General features: G+C 47.2%; 9 protein-coding genes. 6 read left to right on the top strand and 3 right to left on the bottom strand.

Annotation, left to right across the window (positions count from 1 at the left end):
• The first annotated feature begins 568 nt into the window (after positions 1-568).
• Complete coding sequence (locus IEW12_RS19360; RefSeq protein WP_188567751.1) at positions 569-2,131, top strand: LTA synthase family protein; 1,563 nt, start codon at positions 569-571, stop codon at positions 2,129-2,131.
• A 202-nt stretch (positions 2,132-2,333) separates the two neighbouring features.
• Here the strand turns inward: IEW12_RS19360 and IEW12_RS29025 are convergent, their stop codons facing one another.
• On the bottom strand, positions 2,334-2,930 hold the full coding sequence (locus IEW12_RS29025; protein ID WP_188567750.1) for an acyltransferase: 597 nt from the start codon (positions 2,928-2,930) through the stop codon (positions 2,334-2,336).
• Positions 2,931-3,290: 360 nt separating this feature from the next.
• Here IEW12_RS29025 and IEW12_RS19350 point away from each other — a divergent pair, with 360 nt between their 5' ends.
• Together IEW12_RS19350 and IEW12_RS19345 are read left to right on the top strand one after the other, a co-directional pair.
• Positions 3,291-4,613, top strand: a complete 1,323-nt coding sequence (locus IEW12_RS19350) for an O-antigen ligase family protein (protein ID WP_188567749.1) — start codon at positions 3,291-3,293, stop codon at positions 4,611-4,613.
• A gap of 108 nt (positions 4,614-4,721) precedes the next feature.
• Positions 4,722-5,513, top strand: coding sequence for a hypothetical protein (locus IEW12_RS19345; protein ID WP_188567748.1), 792 nt, complete (start codon positions 4,722-4,724; stop codon positions 5,511-5,513).
• Between the two features lie 332 nt (positions 5,514-5,845).
• Here IEW12_RS19345 and IEW12_RS19340 read toward each other — a convergent pair whose 3' ends face one another.
• On the bottom strand, positions 5,846-7,921 hold the full coding sequence (locus tag IEW12_RS19340; protein WP_188567747.1) for an NHL domain-containing protein: 2,076 nt from the start codon (positions 7,919-7,921) through the stop codon (positions 5,846-5,848).
• 686 nt (positions 7,922-8,607) lie between these two features.
• Between IEW12_RS19340 and IEW12_RS19335 the strand changes: the two genes are divergently transcribed.
• The 3 genes from IEW12_RS19335 (at position 8,608) to IEW12_RS19325 (ending at position 14,002) form a co-directional block, all read left to right on the top strand.
• Positions 8,608-9,996 carry an SGNH/GDSL hydrolase family protein gene (locus tag IEW12_RS19335; RefSeq protein ID WP_188567746.1) on the top strand — a complete coding sequence of 463 codons (1,389 nt, stop codon included), beginning with the start codon at positions 8,608-8,610 and terminating at the stop codon, positions 9,994-9,996.
• Between the two features lie 149 nt (positions 9,997-10,145).
• Complete coding sequence (locus tag IEW12_RS19330; protein ID WP_188567745.1) at positions 10,146-11,255, top strand: acyltransferase family protein; 1,110 nt, start codon at positions 10,146-10,148, stop codon at positions 11,253-11,255.
• A gap of 599 nt (positions 11,256-11,854) precedes the next feature.
• Positions 11,855-14,002 (top strand): NHL domain-containing protein, encoded by a 2,148-nt coding sequence (locus IEW12_RS19325; protein ID WP_188567744.1) that lies wholly within the window; start codon positions 11,855-11,857, stop codon positions 14,000-14,002.
• 995 nt (positions 14,003-14,997) lie between these two features.
• On the opposite strand, the gene IEW12_RS19320 is transcribed toward IEW12_RS19325, so the two are convergent.
• Positions 14,998-16,467, bottom strand: coding sequence for a hypothetical protein (locus IEW12_RS19320; RefSeq protein WP_188567743.1), 1,470 nt, complete (start codon positions 16,465-16,467; stop codon positions 14,998-15,000).
• Positions 16,468-16,693 lie beyond the last annotated feature (226 nt).

The following is a 16,693-nucleotide window of genomic DNA, read 5'->3' as shown; positions in this document are numbered from 1 at the left end:
TCTTGTAGAAAAAAAACTCTACCTCATAACCTTAAATTCAAAGCAAATAATATTACCAATATGTTACACGACGATACACTCGAATAAAATAATACCGGGATAGTGAGGAGTGATTAAAAAGCTGGCTCAATAACTAGACGCTTAACAGCAAAAGAATATGCGCCTCCCATCTCTGACTATATATCGTCAATACTTTCGCGAGACAAAAAAAAGGGCGCTACCTATATTAGCGGCCGGTCTCCTACCGATAGCCATTCCAATGCTTAGTCTCCTACTGGGGCAATACTTGGGGAATTACATTGCAGTGGGCTCCCTATTGGACACAGTTCAAAAATTCCCATTCAGAAGTTTTGATGAGCATACAATCGCACTAAATTGTAAGATTTTATTTCTAAATTGGGTGATCCTGTCGGCGTTTTGGCTTCCCCTTCTTTTAATATTGAGGCGCACCAGAACCGCGACATTGATCTTCATATCTGTGTACTTGTCATTAGTTCTAATAAATGCCCTGAAAGTCAAATATCGCTCCGAACCGATATTCCCATGGGATATAGAACTGGCGATACAGATGCTACCTTTGGCAAAGAGTTACCTCTTCTCTCCAGGGCTATTTCATGCATTGGCCCTTATAACAATCTTCGTCATCCTTTGGGTGAAAATCGGCATAAGACAGGTTTCTCTTAGCCGATCTCAATCAATTTCCAGCATAGTACTATGCATTTTTTGTTGGGGAGATTTGCTATACGTAACAACCGTTATTGGACCTAACGAGCACATCACTCATTCAAGAAATATCGAAGACCCTTTAGTGAACATAACGTGGTCTCCCATCCAAAATTTGAACGTGAATTTATTACCCTTGATGCTAGCCATGAATGTTCATCTTATGAATACTCATGTCCCTTCAGATTACGCGGGAAATTCACAAAAACTATTCTCGAGAAAAATCAACTATTCCGATGCGCCCACTGAACCAGTTGCTGAACTACCAGATATAGTCATCCTTCTCAGTGAGAGCTTCTTCAACCTCAATCATTTTTCTTCATTGCACTTCAATGTCGCACCTACACCATCATTTGACAGGGAAGAAGCAAGGTACGGGGCGAGCGTCATTACACCCGCATTTGGAGGTGGTACTGCAAACGTTGAATTTGAAATACTCACTGGACTGCGCACAGCCTTATTGCCAAATGGTTCGATTCCTTACATGCAGTATATTGATAAGGAAGTGCCTACGTCGCTTCCCAACTATCTAAAAACACTTGGGTATGAAACTGTTGCCATTCATCCCTTCGATGGAAGTTTTTGGAAAAGAGATCAAGTATATCCATTGATCGGGATTGACCGCTTTATTGATAAATCCAATTTTGAAAATGCGCCAACAAGAGGGCCTTTTGTAAAAGACTCGGCATTGGCTCAAAAAATACTCGAAGAACTAGATTCTGCATCTAAAAAACCAAAATTCATTTTTGCTGCGAGTATGGAAAACCACGGTAATTATGTCGATCCTAATCGGTATGATACGCGGCTGATTCATTCATTAAACGCGCCAACGCAAGAAATGCAAACAGTTCTGGATAATTACGCAGAGGGCATGCACGATGCAGATCAGAGTTTTGCCGCGTTGACAAACGCAGTTCGACATCGCAGCCGGCCAACCTTATTTGTTTTCTTTGGCGACCACTTGAGTATTCCTTTGTATATGATGGAGGACGCCGGCCTAGTTTCTAGCGACTACTTCGATCTATTGACGTCAAAAGATCGACGCACTATTCATACAGTCCAAGCAGCTTTGATCAGCAACTTGGACTCTATCCGCTGGCCTGACCGTAGATTTCAAATGAATAACATGGCCCCCGAAATATTGAGGGCAGCAGGAATTCCTATGTCTCCTTATTGGCACCTAATAAACGCAGCCTCAAGCGAATTCCCAGTGCATATTTATGGCTATCTAGAAGATGCTTCCGGTCGAGTAATTCCGTCTTCAGATGTGACGCAAAGCAGCTACATGCATACAATGCGGCTGCTTACCTATGACCTGCTATTTGGAGATCAGCACTTAGTCAAACACCTCAACGGGGACAGCCAACCCATCTATGCGAAAACCGCAGCAGTAGCGTCAAAAGATTAAGAACATCTATTGAGTAAATGGTAGTGCCATCGACCTAGCCACTACTGTTTTGCACCGTCGCAAAAAGTCACTTAACTTAATGCGGCCAACTAGATTCGACGCCCTTCCAACGCACCGCCAATCTTACGCAACCTGTGGGCGACAAAATTTAAGGGTAAGTCAACTGTCGAAAAAAATTTCAAGAACCTTGGGCATATATCCTTTATCCCAACCAGTTTATAAACCGCTTCACAATTCCTGCATCTTCATAACCCTTACGCATCTTAATTCTGATTGCAGGATTACCGCCTACGATTGAAAAAGCCTGGACGTCTTTAGTGACTACGCTACCGGCCGCGACCACGGATCCTTTGCCAATTGTCACGCCTGGCAAAATGATCGCCCCACCACCAATCCATGCGCCATCTTCGACTTTCACCTCAGCATAGGTAAGCTCATTTTTATAAATCGACGGATCCCCGCCGTGAATCGCATGGCCGGCACTGAAAATTTTCACATGCGGACCAATGAGAACCTCATCTCCAATAACCAGGCCACCCTCGCCTGACAGGTAACATCCGACATTTACGATGGATTTATTTCCGACTTGAATCAATGCGTTCAGATTAATTGAAATATCACCTAGTACGAACCGTGTCTGATCGAATATTGTGGCGAGACTCCCTAGACAAAGCAAATCACCTTCACGTATTCCATGCCGCAAGACGGTCACATCCGGCGCAATGCGACACTTTTCTCCGAGCCGGTCTACTCCCGAAAATTCCTGAATCTCAGGGGGGAGGCCAAGAACTAACGACATATGATTCCATTCCTAAAAAAGCCGAATCTCCAACCGGCTAACGCAACTCATCCGCATACGCGCATTCAACTCAGTCTAGTCAGGTGGTCCCACCAGTCGATTTTTGGGAAACCATCGAAACATGTAGTCTAGGCGTGCGGATATCAAAATTATCGAAGAAGAATACGGATTTCGAATTCTTCGATTCCAAGTAGCCTCGCTTTGCGGCGTCATTATATGACGTTTGATAACTGATTCGGTACAGGAAGCCAGCTCGCGATATTGGACAAGTTCCCAATCTTCCCGTATGTTGCGCAACAATCCAACTATTGTCATATCCCAATTCGACTTGTTATTGGGAAGAATTCGGAATAGATACTAATGTATTTCAATAACTTAAAAGCTGCATTTCGACGTATCCCATACTATTTTATAGATACGGGATACGCAGATATAAGGCCTAGTGGCCCACAATTTGTCCTATCGGTGTTGCCGTTTTCGTTGTTCTTACCTCTGGGGTTCATGTACGCTGGTGTATTGGCCTATCTCTGCGCTCTTGCCATAGAAGGTCGCTACAAACAAAAGTGGGAAATTTCAATATCTCACCCAATGTTTCGCCCGATATTATTCTTGAGCTTGGTTAGCTTCATCATCGCCGTCATTTACCCAAGAGAAGGGCAAGATTATTGGTCCAATTTAGCGCATTATCAGACCTATTTATTCCTGTTGCTATTTCTTTGCACTGGCTCTGGGTCTTGGCAGGTCACCGCTACGAACTCACTTAAATTAGGTGCCGTAGTCGCGTCAACTTTGCTTTATTTAGCGTATTTAGGGTGGCTACCAGATATTGAGTTTTTCAAAAGCTATGTCCATTACAAAGGTAACAAGTCAATTTTAATAGCTTTGTTACTAGCTATTGCCGCGGGATACATGATCTATGAACTGTATTTTCAGAGAAAACGCGGATGGACTCAGTTTGCGACAACGATATACGTCGTAATTGCATTGATATTTTTTTCAAAAAGTCGCACAGCGACCGTGATCTTTATAAGCCTTTGCATTTTGATATTACTGGCTCGCACTAGATTTTCTTGGCGAGGCTTTGTAGCAGTGTCAGCTATTCTTATTCTCTTCTCGAGTGTCTTGGCATACCTGTCGACCTTCCCCGCTCCAAAAACTTGTCTGGTGCAGGACATGCAAAGCTATTCTCCAGCTAATATCGTACGTGATAGGACATTGTGTACTGTGAACCAGGTGCGTGCTCTGAGCCAAGGAAAAAGCACTGGCGACGATGGGATGCGAGCAGAAATTTATAAAATAACCTTGAACATTATCGCCGAGAGACCTTTCAGCGGCCATGGAGTATCTAGTTGGGTCAAAGAGTACAGTAGTCGTTCTCAAGGACTAAACAGCAATACCATGACAACCCCACACAACGACTTCCTTTTGTATGCGTCGGAGTTAGGTATTTTGGGATTGGGAGCGTTGCTGTGGTTAATTGGGATGCAGGCATTTCTTGCAATAAGAATAGGCGGGCAGCGTGGAATGCAGTTGGCGTTGCTAACTGTGGCGATGACAATTGGGGGACTATTTAACGCGATTCTTCGTGATGGAGTGTTTGGAATGGCTTTTATGATCTTATTGGCGAATCCGATGGCCGGAATGCACAGAAAAAGGTCAACGCATGAGCTGACTGATTTGTAAAATATTCTCTATTGGCAGTCCGGTGAGAGATGAATGATGCTCAAATTATGTGGGCTGCTCTAAGAAATTTTCCCTAACTTCGTTTCCATAACTTGACCATAGACTTACATGCTACAAGTTCTATTATCGATGAACTCAAATAACATTACGCGGTTAAAGCGTGGCGCGATTTTTGGCGTCGCATCTTTATTGATTGGACCATTTTCCAGGGCTAGCGATGCTCAAGAACCACTGAGAAAAGTTCCTGAGCAAGTAATTCAACCATTAAATGAAATCAGTGGAATTAGTTATCGAGATGTTTATCAGCAGATACTTAGTTTTGAAAAATATGCGGGGCCCAAGCAACACATTCAGAATAACTTCCTGATGATTCCGCACGAAGCCAATTTATCTCGGCAAGAATTAAATCTGTCGCTAATTGGTGACTCAATAAAATTGAAATTGGCGGTCGATGAGGTAGGACGAATATTGGTGCCCATATCGAGTGTGGCGTACAAAGAGGATGCCAAAATCGTTTTGAACACTAATCCCAGTTTATACACATTTAAATTTGCGATATCGCTGACTCCACAGTCAGCCGGGGTATATCGAACAGAGCAACTCCGGAACGCGTGCGCCGAAGCTGCAGATTATCTACAAACTGTCGTTCAGATAGCGCGTCTAAAAAAGCATTGCGTGGGCGTAAAATTTGCGTTTTTGAAGAGTAATGGCCGTGCTTTGGTTAGCTTCAAATCTGAAAAAAACAAAACCACAAAGTTGCCTATGATCGCGCAAGAGGTTTTTTCAGAGACGACATCGCCTTTGTTTAGTAATGCAATATTCCTTTTCGCCAATTTCCCCGAAAAAGGCCAAATAAATTCATATAGCACTCCAGCCGCGATTGTCCCAATAGTGGAATAAGATCTTGACTCAATAGTCGTGCGTCCCCACACTTAGGCCGCGAAACGTAATTGGTATTTTGGCTCTATCTGGCGCAACGATTGCATATCCCCGATGAAGAAGAGCGCGTGGTCGTGATTCTGGAGCCTATGTAGCACCACGATATGGTATCAAGCAACTCGATCCAATGCGGTCAGCAGGAGCTCTAGGTCAAAACTAAAATCTCTTTAAAAATGGGATCCAAACGGTGAGGCTCTCACAATAACCCACTGACCGCCTAACTAGCCGGTCAGTCCACATCATTTCTTCAATGCCCCACAGTGTTGTACGCTGAGTTTGCTTGCGCAGAAAGATTACTGTCCCGTGTACAGTACTGCGTTACCAGAGGTTAAGTACAAAGTCGTGCCGGCAATCGCTATGCCTTGGGGCTGGTAGAGACTGCTAGGGGCCGCTCCCAAGAAAATGCCGGAGCTCCAAAGCGTGCCGAGATAGGTGCTCACGGCACCCTGCGGCGTAACCCTGCGTATCAAACTAAATGTTGTGTCCACCAGAAAGAAATTGCCGCCGGCATCTACGACGATCGTTGATGCGTCGCCTAGGCCAGCATTGCCTCCTGTACCGTCCTGCACGTTGGGGTTGCCAGGGGTGCCTGCAATGATGGTTTCTGCACCTTGCGGTGTCATCTTGCGCAGGGCGAAGTTAACGACCGCATAAATATTTCCTTGGCCGTCGACAGAAAAACTACGCACTTTGCCGCTGGCGGTTAAGTACGTTGCTAGCAGGCCGGTGCCGCCTAATTTCATAATCTGGCTATTTGTCGAAGCAACATTGTCGACGGACACATAGAGTGCGCCGTTAGCGTCAATTGCGATGGCCTTGAAAGAGTTTGAGCTAGCCCAGTCGCTTGTCGTCTTCAAAACAGTGGAGACGGTGCCTTCCGGTGTAATCTTGCGTATTTCAGGAGTTTCGTAGTAGTCGAGCACATAGAGATTGCCTTTCGGGTCCATGGCAAGTGCTTTCGGCACACCAAAACGGGCAGCAGCGCCGATTCCGTCGACTGCGCCCATCTGTCGTGGAACACCAGCGAATGTCGTTACCATCCCTCCAGGAGTCATCTTCCGTATGGTGGAATGGTCGGTATCAGCGATATACAGGTTGCCGAACATGTCCGTGGCAAGCGCTCCAGGCTGCGTAAATTGAGCGGATTGGCCAATGCCGTCTGCGCTTCCCTCGACAATGTCGATACCGGCCAACGTAATGAGGCTGCCGTTTGGAGTCAGCAGTTCGACCGAGCTTCTGTTGGCGAATAAGAGGTTGCCGTATGAATCGACGATCATAGACCTAGTTGCTAGCGGAACGTTGTCGTACATGTTTGGATTTGTAGGTACCGACATCTTGCTAATCACTTGGCCAATGGACGAGATGCGTTCAATGCCCTTCTGCTGATCTACTAGGACTAAGTTGCCATTCGTACCCATCGCCAATTTGCTGGTGCATTCCACTGCTCCAGGAGAAGGCACGGTAAAGGTGCTGACGTTGGCGGCTTTGTCGATTTTGCGAATGGCGCCGTTTCCGCAATCATTGATGAACAGGTTGCCGTTGCTGTCGGCCACGATTTCGGTGGGCTGATTAAATAATGCAGAGGTGCCAGGGCCATCTGCATAGCCAGTGACGGCTAATTTTCCGGCGATTGTGCTCACTGTACCGGCTGGAGTAATTTGGACTACTGCTCCGCCTTCATGGACCACTTGCCATTTCACGGTGAACCACCGATATGTCGTCGCATATAGATTGCCAGTATTGCGGTCGAATGCAATCCCGCTCCAGCCATAATTAGTCCCAACTGCTCCTGATTTTTGGGAAAGCTGGGGGACAATAGTGCTCACAAATCCCGTACCGCTGATTTTGCGAATGGCGTCGCAATCGACGTCAATCACATAAACATCACCACTATTGCCAGCTGCCATCGAAGTGACGTTAACGATATTGGCCGCCGTACCTTGTCCGTCGGCGCACCTGTCAGATTGGGGCAGGTCCACGTAGTGGCTCGCAAGGGTGCTGACCTGGCCGGATGGGGATATTTTCCGCAACACCCCATAGTAAGCATCCCACACCACGGTGTTACCCAGCGAATCGATTGTCAGATTCGAAGCGGTAATAAAGCGCGCGGCACTGGCAGGCCCATCAATATTGCCTAGGGTGCCGATGTTGCCAGCCGCCAGTTTCAACTGGCTAGCCGAGGCAGGTAAAGTACCGATGATTGGGCCACCGCTGGTGGGAGCAGATCCGCTGCCCGGTGTTTCACCAACGATGCCGCTGGATCCAGATCCGCCGCCACCGCAGGCCGTCAATAAAATAGAAGCCGCGATACACGCGACCTGAGTCAGCCAATAAATCGCGGCCTTAGGAGTTGTACAGGTCAGTTTCATGGACTGAAGTGAGGATGACTGGAAGCAAGTAGTATAGATTAAATTGCAAGTATTTGGTGAGCCGTGTTTTGACTCTCCGTGAGTTTGATTATGGCGAGATGAAAAGGGACACATACTTCGGCGACAACCGTCGAAACAAATTTGAGAAAATTGAGTTATTGTTGCGGCCCCTGATATACGCTAAAGACTGGCGAAGGGACAATTTGGGACGCCTATGGTCGGTCAGGCCCGCATTATTGTCAGGCAGCTGAACGCTCAGAATTGAATATGTGCGAACGTCTGCCAATTCAGCAGGCGTGGGTCCTGAAGAATATTTGGAGTGGTCCTGACATGCCGCTGCGCGCCCAAACCTGACCGCGCCTCTTTTTGCGATCGCTTACCCATAATTGCTCCGATGCGCACCACTCTATTTACCCACTCCCGATTTCATCTGCTGATGATCGTCAGCGTGCGCAATTTCCTCCGATTGCTGGGATCATCAGTTATATCTTTCAGTCAACATTAATGTTGCAATATAATCATTTGGCATAGATATACCAGAAGCACACTAATGCTCAAGTTGATCTAATAGATAGTTTGTCAAATAAAATGGCACCCAAAAAAGGGGAGTTAATGTTGCAACTTCCGTTAACACATTTACGGTTTTCTCGTTGTGCGCGTGGAGAAATTAGGTCGGAATCAATTAAATGAACATTGCGAAAATTTCTGCTCACGTAGCATTTCAGATAGCGCTTGCCGCGACCCTGCTCTGGTCGTCCATATTGGCTATTGCGGCGCCCGCACTAAAAAGAGAAATTACCCCCATTATCAGGGAAAAAATATCTGCAGGCTTGGGGGTTACCGTTCTATTCCTAGGCGACAGCAACACCGCTGGTTGTGGAACATCGGACATTTCGGGAGCCAAGACTTTTCCCGGCATTATCGCTTCCCACCTGGTGGCGCAATCACAGCTAAATCCCTCCATCGGGGTAATTCGATTTGATAAGGAAGCATTCGTCGGGCAACCAGTCGATAAAGAACTTTGTCGAGCCTATAAAGAGAACGTTGTTACTCTCCGCCAGAGCTTGCTAGAGAATCATCGGATTATTCGTGATGGTGTAGGCGGTAATTCGACGCACGATTTGCTGGCGCGACTAGAGAATTCTATAGATTGGCTCACAAGCAAATCCATACAACGAGTTGACCTGGTCGTAATCATGGTTGGCATCAACGATAGTATTGTTCAACGAGGTACCCGCCCTACAACATTCTCGAGAAATCTCCGCTTACTTATTGGCAATTTGAAAAAAGCGACGAACTCTAATGGTCAAACCCTGTTCAAGGAAATATTACTTGTTTCCTCATTTTCTAATGGTTCTTTAGTTCCGGCCTCATCAGATGGAGAAGGTCATCCATTTCAGGTCATTCGGGACGAATTGTCCTGCAAGACTGCAATGGAAAAGAAGGTGGGCTATCCCAATACGGTATGCGATCTAGATTTTTATAATCACCGCATGAAAGTCATAGGTAATAGGATTGGCTCAAATGTTTATTTTCTTGACGTTGCAGGACAACTGCTAAGAGATCTCGGAGTCAATAATAACAAAGCCGATTATGTAGCGCAAAAGAACATTCGGCGCTGGTTAGCGAATGCCGATGTCTACCATCCGAATGATTATGGTTATCAGGCAATAGCCGATCAAATTTTTTATAATGTCTTGAGTCCGGACGAAATGAATCCTGCGCCAGCCATGACGACTGCTGCGATTCGATCAAATGGCGGACAACGGGAGTTATGGATAAAAGGTACCTCGCTGAGTACCTCCCTTCGAGCTTTCCTTTCAGATAGCTCTGGAAGGACATTAGGCGCATATCTGATTCCAACCGTCTCGGGAGATACCAGATCAGTCACTTTCGCGCTACCCAATGATATGATACCGGATTGCAAAGCTGGGGAAATCTGCAAAGTCACCGTGATGTTGAAGGACATGCGACATAGAAGTTCCTGGTTCTTGGGCGCAAAGTCGGTGTCTCAACAACTTGAGAAGAATCAGACTATCGAGGTTAGAATATCGCCGGCTTTGGGGCGCTCGTAGATGCCCCCGCATCTATTGGATCGATAACTCCCCAATTATAAAATCCAGCTACCGACCGTCGATTAACAATTCACAGCGTGCTAGCTGTGCCATGAAAAAACTTTTTCAATCAATCCTCACTTCTGTCTATCCAAAAAGAAACGCAAAATATGGCAACAAACTTGCTGCATCAAAGACCAATAGTAAATCGCTGGACGGCGTTTGACGGATTGCGCGGAATCATGGCCATATTTGTGTTCTTGGCACACGTTGACTACGATGTGTTTTCTGGGCCAGTTATTTTCATGGATACTTTTTTCATACTAAGCAGTTTCTTGATTACTCGCTTGCTATTGAAGGACTGGAGTGAACACAAACGCATCAATTTTAAAGCATTCTATATTCGTCGGGCCAAACGACTATTCCCTGCACTGCTAGCTGTGACTGTCGCAACTACAGCGGTGACTTACTTTTATTGGGGGCGTGGTTTCAGCCAAATGTTGCATGTTGCCGCTGCACTTTTTTATTTTACTAACTGGATACGGGCGTTTGAAATTCCTCATGATTACTACCTGGGGCATACTTGGTCGCTTTCGATTGAGGAACAGTATTATTTGATTTGGCCCGTATTGCTTGCACTAAGCCTTAACAGAGGCTGGTACGGAAAGAAGCTTACATATTGGCTAGTAGCCGTTGCTTGTATTTCTGCTGCCTGGCGAGCTTATTTGGCGATAAATGGGGCCTCGATTCATCGGACTTATAATGGGACGGATGTACGGTTAGATAGCTTGGCTCTTGGTGCCATTTTGGCAATCAATTTAGAGTCGCCGTGGATGGAAAAATTGAGCCAGATTTTCTCAAAAACCTGGATGATTTGGCTGCTGATAATCACCCTACTAGTGGGAATGTTTGCCGTCGACTTTCGAGAGATGAAGTGGCACGTTTGGCAGCAAGCCTTCTATGAATTAATATCCCTGGCCCTAATTATTGGTTTGTTGCAAAACCCCCAACAGCTAGGACTAAGAGCCGTATTTCAAAATCGAGTAATCGTATACCTAGGCACAATTTGCTACGGGATATATCTGTGGCACTATCCTATTTTGCTGGTCGGTGAACAGATTTTCAAATTCGAGCCGCTACTTAGGGCACTTCTATGTGGAGCGCTAACGATAATGCTAGCCAGCCTTTCATATTTCCTTCTGGAACGCCCGGTCTTGCGATCGAAAGTGGGAAGTTCTCAAACGCAGGATAGTGGCCTAGCCAGCGGCCTGCGTTCATAAGCTGGCTATCAGTGGCTTACTTGATTCAATATTAATGGACGGACAACTCATCACCTGGGCGAGAAGGCCGATATAGTGCCAAACTGATGGCCTGACGTAGGTCGCCAGAAGGGTGAGAAAGCGGCGTACGAGACCGCTGACATGCGCAGCCTCTAATAGGAACGACCCATTCATACTTGCCAAGTTTTAAATCCGACAAGTTGAGCGGGCCTTTTTGCTTAGTCCATGAGTCAAATCAAGTAGTTAATAGGATACTGCCATTTATCTGGTTTAAAACGAATTCTTTTCACCACGGATCATCGCATACAACCTAGCCCCCTTCCCGCCCTTGCGAATATCTTGCGGCGAACCAAACAATTGCTCCAGCCACGTAATTCGTTCCAAAGCCAGCTCACTGACTCTGAGCGTACGCTGCTTTCCTAGGGCGTAAATCTCCCATCGCCGCCCGCCTAGAGATCTTACTGTGCAAGGTATCTGCCAAGCCGGTTGCTAGCTGTTTGTAGACGTCAGCGCGTGATCGGTTAAATCATATGAATTGCAAATATAATAATATAAATGTATATTTGCCATCAGCCATCCACAATTTCTGAGGATCACCCATGTCTGCACGCCGATTTATCTCCATTACCGCCAGTTGCTTAACCTTGTCCTTAAGTGCTTGCGGCGGAGGGGGAAGCTCAACTAGCGCGACAGTGCCCTCCGGCCCAGTCACTGTCGTGGATACAAAGGCCCCAGTCGTTGTGGCACCGATTGCATTGACTATATTGCTTGCTGCCGGCGAGACAGCAGTTTCCGCGACCGACCCTAGGCTTGCTAACTTTATGCACGGCGCGATTGCAAGCGATGATGTCGGCGTAGTAGGCGGCGTCAGTAACGACGCACCGCCCTCGTTCACGGTTGGTGACACACCGGTAACATTCAGCGCCAAGGATGCGGCGGGTAACGTGGGTGTTGCGGCGGCCGTCGTGACTGTCGTAGATAGTGGCCCGCAGCTGCGCCTGCTTGCCGGGGATTTGTGTGGTTGGGGCAATCTTAACGGCATGGGAAAAAGCGCGCGCTTTGGAGGCATTTCGGTTGCCACGGTGGACCTCAGCGGTACAATCTACATTGCTGAGACTGTAAACATTCGCAAAATAAACGCTGCTGGTGTCACCAGTCTTTTCGTCGGCTCGACTAGTCGCCAGTCTATGACGGATGGCAACGGCACGGCTGCAGGCTTTGTGCAAATATTCGACATGAGCACCGATGCAGCGGGCAATCTTTATGTTTCCGATAGCAATGCTATCCGCAAGGTAACTCCAGCAGGGGTTGTGACCACGATTGCCGCTGGTGTAGCCACCCAAACCATTTTGGATGGCCCTTTAGGAATAGCAAAATTCAAGTACATCTATGGAGTCGCGTCGGATGCGGCAGGCAATATCTACTTCACCGACTACGACGCTATTCGCAAAATTTCCGTGGACGGCAAGGTAACAACCCTGTTCAAGAATTCTGGCTTCCGACTTGCAGTCGACGGCGCGGGCAATGTCTATGTGCCGGGTAACCCAGTCAGCCGCATGGCGCCCAATGGAACAACTACGTCGCTCAGCGTTAGTGGCGACAAGCTGGGCATGGACGGTCTGGGAAATGTGTTGATCAACGACACTAATGCAAGTCTAATTTACAAGGTTACGCCCGCGGGCGTCGTCAGCACGGCTTTCCCGTTAATTGAAACATCGCTATCGCAGTTGTTGGTCGATGCACAGGGGAATTTGGTGACATGGGACAATGGCGTCGTTAAAAAAATCAATCCGTCTGGTCAAGCAAGCGATTTCGCGGGATGCGCCACAGCACCTGGCGCGCCATTCCGCTCGTTGGCTGGACTGGCCTTGGACGGCCACGGCAGCGTATATGTGGGCGATACTGCAAATGACGTTATTCAAAAAATCAGTGCTACCGGCACCATCAGTTTGCTGGCTGGATCCTCGCGCCACGATGAGGTGCAAACGGACGGAACAGGCGCAGCTGCCAACTTCAGTTCCCCTCAAGCAATGGTCGTGGATTCGCTCGGCAATCTCTTTGTCTCGGACTACCTGCTGATCGGCGGTACTTCTCATTATCAAAAGATAGTCGGCAATACCATAAGAAAAATTACGCCTACCGGGGTTGTCACGACTTTTGCCGGCAAGCAAGTGACTAGTTCCGTAGGAATATCGGATTTCAATATGCCGGAAGGTGTTGCACTTGATCCCCAGGGCAACCTTTTCGTATTGAATAAGGGGCAGGGCACGATTAATAAGGTAACGCCAACAGGGGTTATTAGCACACTCGCTCTGCATGAACCGGGGAATTCTACGCCTGTGAGCCTGACTTATCCTAAGGGAATTGCTATTGATGCGGCCAGCAACCTATACATTACAGATTACAATACTGTGCAAAAAATCACGCCAGATGGCGGCGTCAGCCTAGTTGCCGGTTACGGCCCGGGCTTTGCCGACGGCTCGGGCGCTTTGGCAAGGTTCAATTCGCCTTCAGGTATCGCGGTGGATGCCAATGGCAATCTCTATGTGGCCGATACCGGAAACAACGCGATCCGCAAGATTACACCAACAGGTATTGTCAGCACCATGATCGGCTCTCCTCTGGCGATTGGTAACAAAACAGGATCGCTAGCGGCTGCCAGCGTGTGGCAGCCTGTAGGCATCGCGTGGAGCGCAAGCGGCCTAGTAATTACCACGCCATATGCGGTATTAACAGTGGCGCCTTAGGGTATATCCTCGTGTACCCTCTCTCAATGTCTTAGCAAGTGCTAGAAGGCCGCCAGCATTTTGACTAACACCTGACGGCGCAGCACGCACCTATGTGTAAGGTGGACATCGCGATCAAAAACATGCAGTTTACGGCATACCGCGTGCCATTTGAATTCTCACAACTCTCATGACTTCGACGTCACCCTTTGAATTGCTAGAGTTCCTCATATCCCTATCAACTCGCCTAAAGGTCTTGCTCTGGATTGCCTTACTTCTATTTTATTGCTGGCTTTCGGCGCCAAGTCAGCCGATTAATCAACTCCTGGCGCAGCAGCAGCACTCCCGTCAATGGTAGCGATGGCAACGGATGCACATCCACAGACAGCAACACCCCTGCAATCAACAGCTATCCGGTGGTGGCCAGCCGCAACTGAAGCTAGTGTCTCGTAATTACTTCTCCCGCTAATATTTACACCGTCCAGCCAGCGTTATGAGATTAATCGACGTGGTCGTACATCCGTTTGATAATATCGTTGCCATGGATGCTGGCAACTCCACCCTACGCACATGTATGAATGCCGCAATGGCCTTGGGGAAGCAATCACAAAACGGAAATTAGTCTTTGCCGATTGACCAGCCCTTACACTTAACTTCCGTTAAAAATTAGGGGATTCCATTATGGCATGGTCACAAAGATGGTTCGCAAAAGCTATTTTTGCATTCTGCTAACGAATACTTGCAGAGTCGATCTACATTCCCCTGGTGGGAATCTCGTTAGGGCATGCGCTTGTATTAGTATTAGCGCTTCATAGAGGTATGCAGAGCGAGCAGTCAAATTGGCTGAAGTATGGGTTGTAGAGGCGGAATTCACATGCCCAAGATCCAACCAACCAATGCGTTGAATAGGCCAAAATTCATAGAATGCCTACAACGATACAAATCGCAAACAACGGGCTCCAAAAGAAAAAAGGCGGCTCACGCCGCCTTTTCCAAGTAACAATTAACTAATCAGATTAGTTAGCTGTTGCTGCGTTGTTACCACCATTGATTGCGCTCAGGTTAGTGATCACGCCTTGTGGATTAACCAACAATGGTTGAACAGCCAATTGGCTAGTAGAACCTGTTACCAACAATGCGCTCCAACCAGCTGGCAGACCCAGTGCAGCTGTAACTGTGTTTGTATCCAGGTTAGCAGAGCCGCCTGCTGGCAACTGAGTAATCAGTTTAACTGGTGTGCCTGCAACGCCCGTTGTGGAGTTGTAAGCAGCTACGCTGATGTCAGATGTCAGATTACCAGTGTTGATCACACGCAGGTAAGTGTTGTAACCAGCACCCAGAGCACCTGTTGTAGGTACAAAGGAAGGAACTGTTACAGATGCACCGTTAGACTTCAGGAAGTAAACGTTGCCACCTGTTTGTGTGGATGCCAATGTCGATGTACCTGCAGCTACAGCAGCACCACCAAATGCGTATTGAATACCGTACGGTACTGTTTTAGTACCTGGAATTGTGTAGCACAGGAAGTTATTTGCAGTCGCAACAGCAGCAGTTTCAGCAGCAAAAGTAGCTGTTTTACCATCGGTAGAGATAGTACCTGCAGCAACAGTAGCTGTACATGCTTGATCAGATGCCAAGATCACGCTTGCGCCAGCAACAGAGAAGTCACCAGTTGCTGTGAATACTGTTGTGCCCACATCAGCAGCAGCAATCGCTGCACCTGTACCAGCATTTTTCAATGTTGTGTCCAGAACCAGCTTAGTCGCGCCCAAGTTGATTTTGGTTGTACCAGCTGTTGGAGACGCGCCAGTAAATGTAGTCAAGCTTGTTGCAACGTTAACTTGGCCAGCTTCAGCAGTTGTGAAGTAGGTAGCTTTGATCGCATTAGAATTGACTGCTACTTGGCTCAAGGCTTTCTTGGAAGTGAACAGAACCGCTGTAGATACTGGCTCAACAAAAGTAGTAACGCCAGAGAAATCACCAGCTTGTGCTGTGTAGCCAACTGTTGTAGATACTGTACCGCCTGTACCCAAAGCAGATGTCAAGGAAGCGATCTTTGCATTACCGGTCAAAATGTTAACTACGGTGGCAGAAGGAATACCACCCTTGCCCGCAACAGCAGTCAGCGTGAAATAGTAACCCAAGCCATCAGTATCTGCAGTGATACCAGTGATAGTGTAGTTTGCTGGAGCTACTGCAGCGCCGTTCAGAAACAGACCAATGTCAGCTGCGAGTGGCAAAACGCCACCGTCCGCTGCTTTTGTCGAACCAGCAGAAAAGCGAACATGCACTTGAACAGTTGCACCGTCATTGATCAAACTTGCTGTTTGATAAGTGATAGTTGGCTGAGCGATAACAACAGTACTAGTAATAGATTCTGCTGCCAGAGTCGCACCAACGTTCACACCGATTTGACCAGCGTTCGCAGCCAGTGCTGCAAAACCCAGCGTAGCAGCAACAGCAACACGCATCATAGAATGTTTCATATTTTTTATTTCCTTGTATACAAAGTTAAATTTGCAATTGCAATTGCGTCTTTCTTTAAAGACCGACGTAGCATATCAAAAAATGTTGTTATGTCAAAGTAATTCAGTATTGCGGACCAGCAACAAACATATTCGCTTACAAAATTACCACTTTTTCCGACGGCATCCCGCTGCCTTCAAGCGAAAATGTAACTCAACAACCCTGTAAAAATCAATATATACATGA

It is taken from the genome of Parundibacterium terreum (assembly GCF_014636315.1).
GTDB lineage: Bacteria > Pseudomonadota > Gammaproteobacteria > Burkholderiales > Burkholderiaceae_D > Undibacterium > Undibacterium terreum.
Note: the sequence above shows the minus strand (reverse complement) of the source record. Positions and strands in the feature narration are given on the sequence as shown.

What these genes read in the sequence shown, in the direction of transcription:
- IEW12_RS29025 (WP_188567750.1), bottom strand. Translation starts at nt 2,930, where the DNA reads ATGTCGTTAGTTCTTGGCCTCCCCCCTGAGATTCAGGAATTTTCGGGA.
- IEW12_RS19345 (WP_188567748.1), top strand. Translation starts at nt 4,722, where the DNA reads ATGCTACAAGTTCTATTATCGATGAACTCAAATAACATTACGCGGTTA.
- IEW12_RS19330 (WP_188567745.1), top strand. Translation starts at nt 10,146, where the DNA reads ATGGCAACAAACTTGCTGCATCAAAGACCAATAGTAAATCGCTGGACG.
- IEW12_RS19320 (WP_188567743.1), bottom strand. Translation starts at nt 16,467, where the DNA reads ATGAAACATTCTATGATGCGTGTTGCTGTTGCTGCTACGCTGGGTTTT.
- IEW12_RS19350 (WP_188567749.1), top strand. Translation starts at nt 3,291, where the DNA reads ATGTATTTCAATAACTTAAAAGCTGCATTTCGACGTATCCCATACTAT.
- IEW12_RS19340 (WP_188567747.1), bottom strand. Translation starts at nt 7,921, where the DNA reads ATGAAACTGACCTGTACAACTCCTAAGGCCGCGATTTATTGGCTGACT.
- IEW12_RS19335 (WP_188567746.1), top strand. Translation starts at nt 8,608, where the DNA reads ATGAACATTGCGAAAATTTCTGCTCACGTAGCATTTCAGATAGCGCTT.
- IEW12_RS19325 (WP_188567744.1), top strand. Translation starts at nt 11,855, where the DNA reads ATGTCTGCACGCCGATTTATCTCCATTACCGCCAGTTGCTTAACCTTG.
- IEW12_RS19360 (WP_188567751.1), top strand. Translation starts at nt 569, where the DNA reads ATGCTACCTTTGGCAAAGAGTTACCTCTTCTCTCCAGGGCTATTTCAT.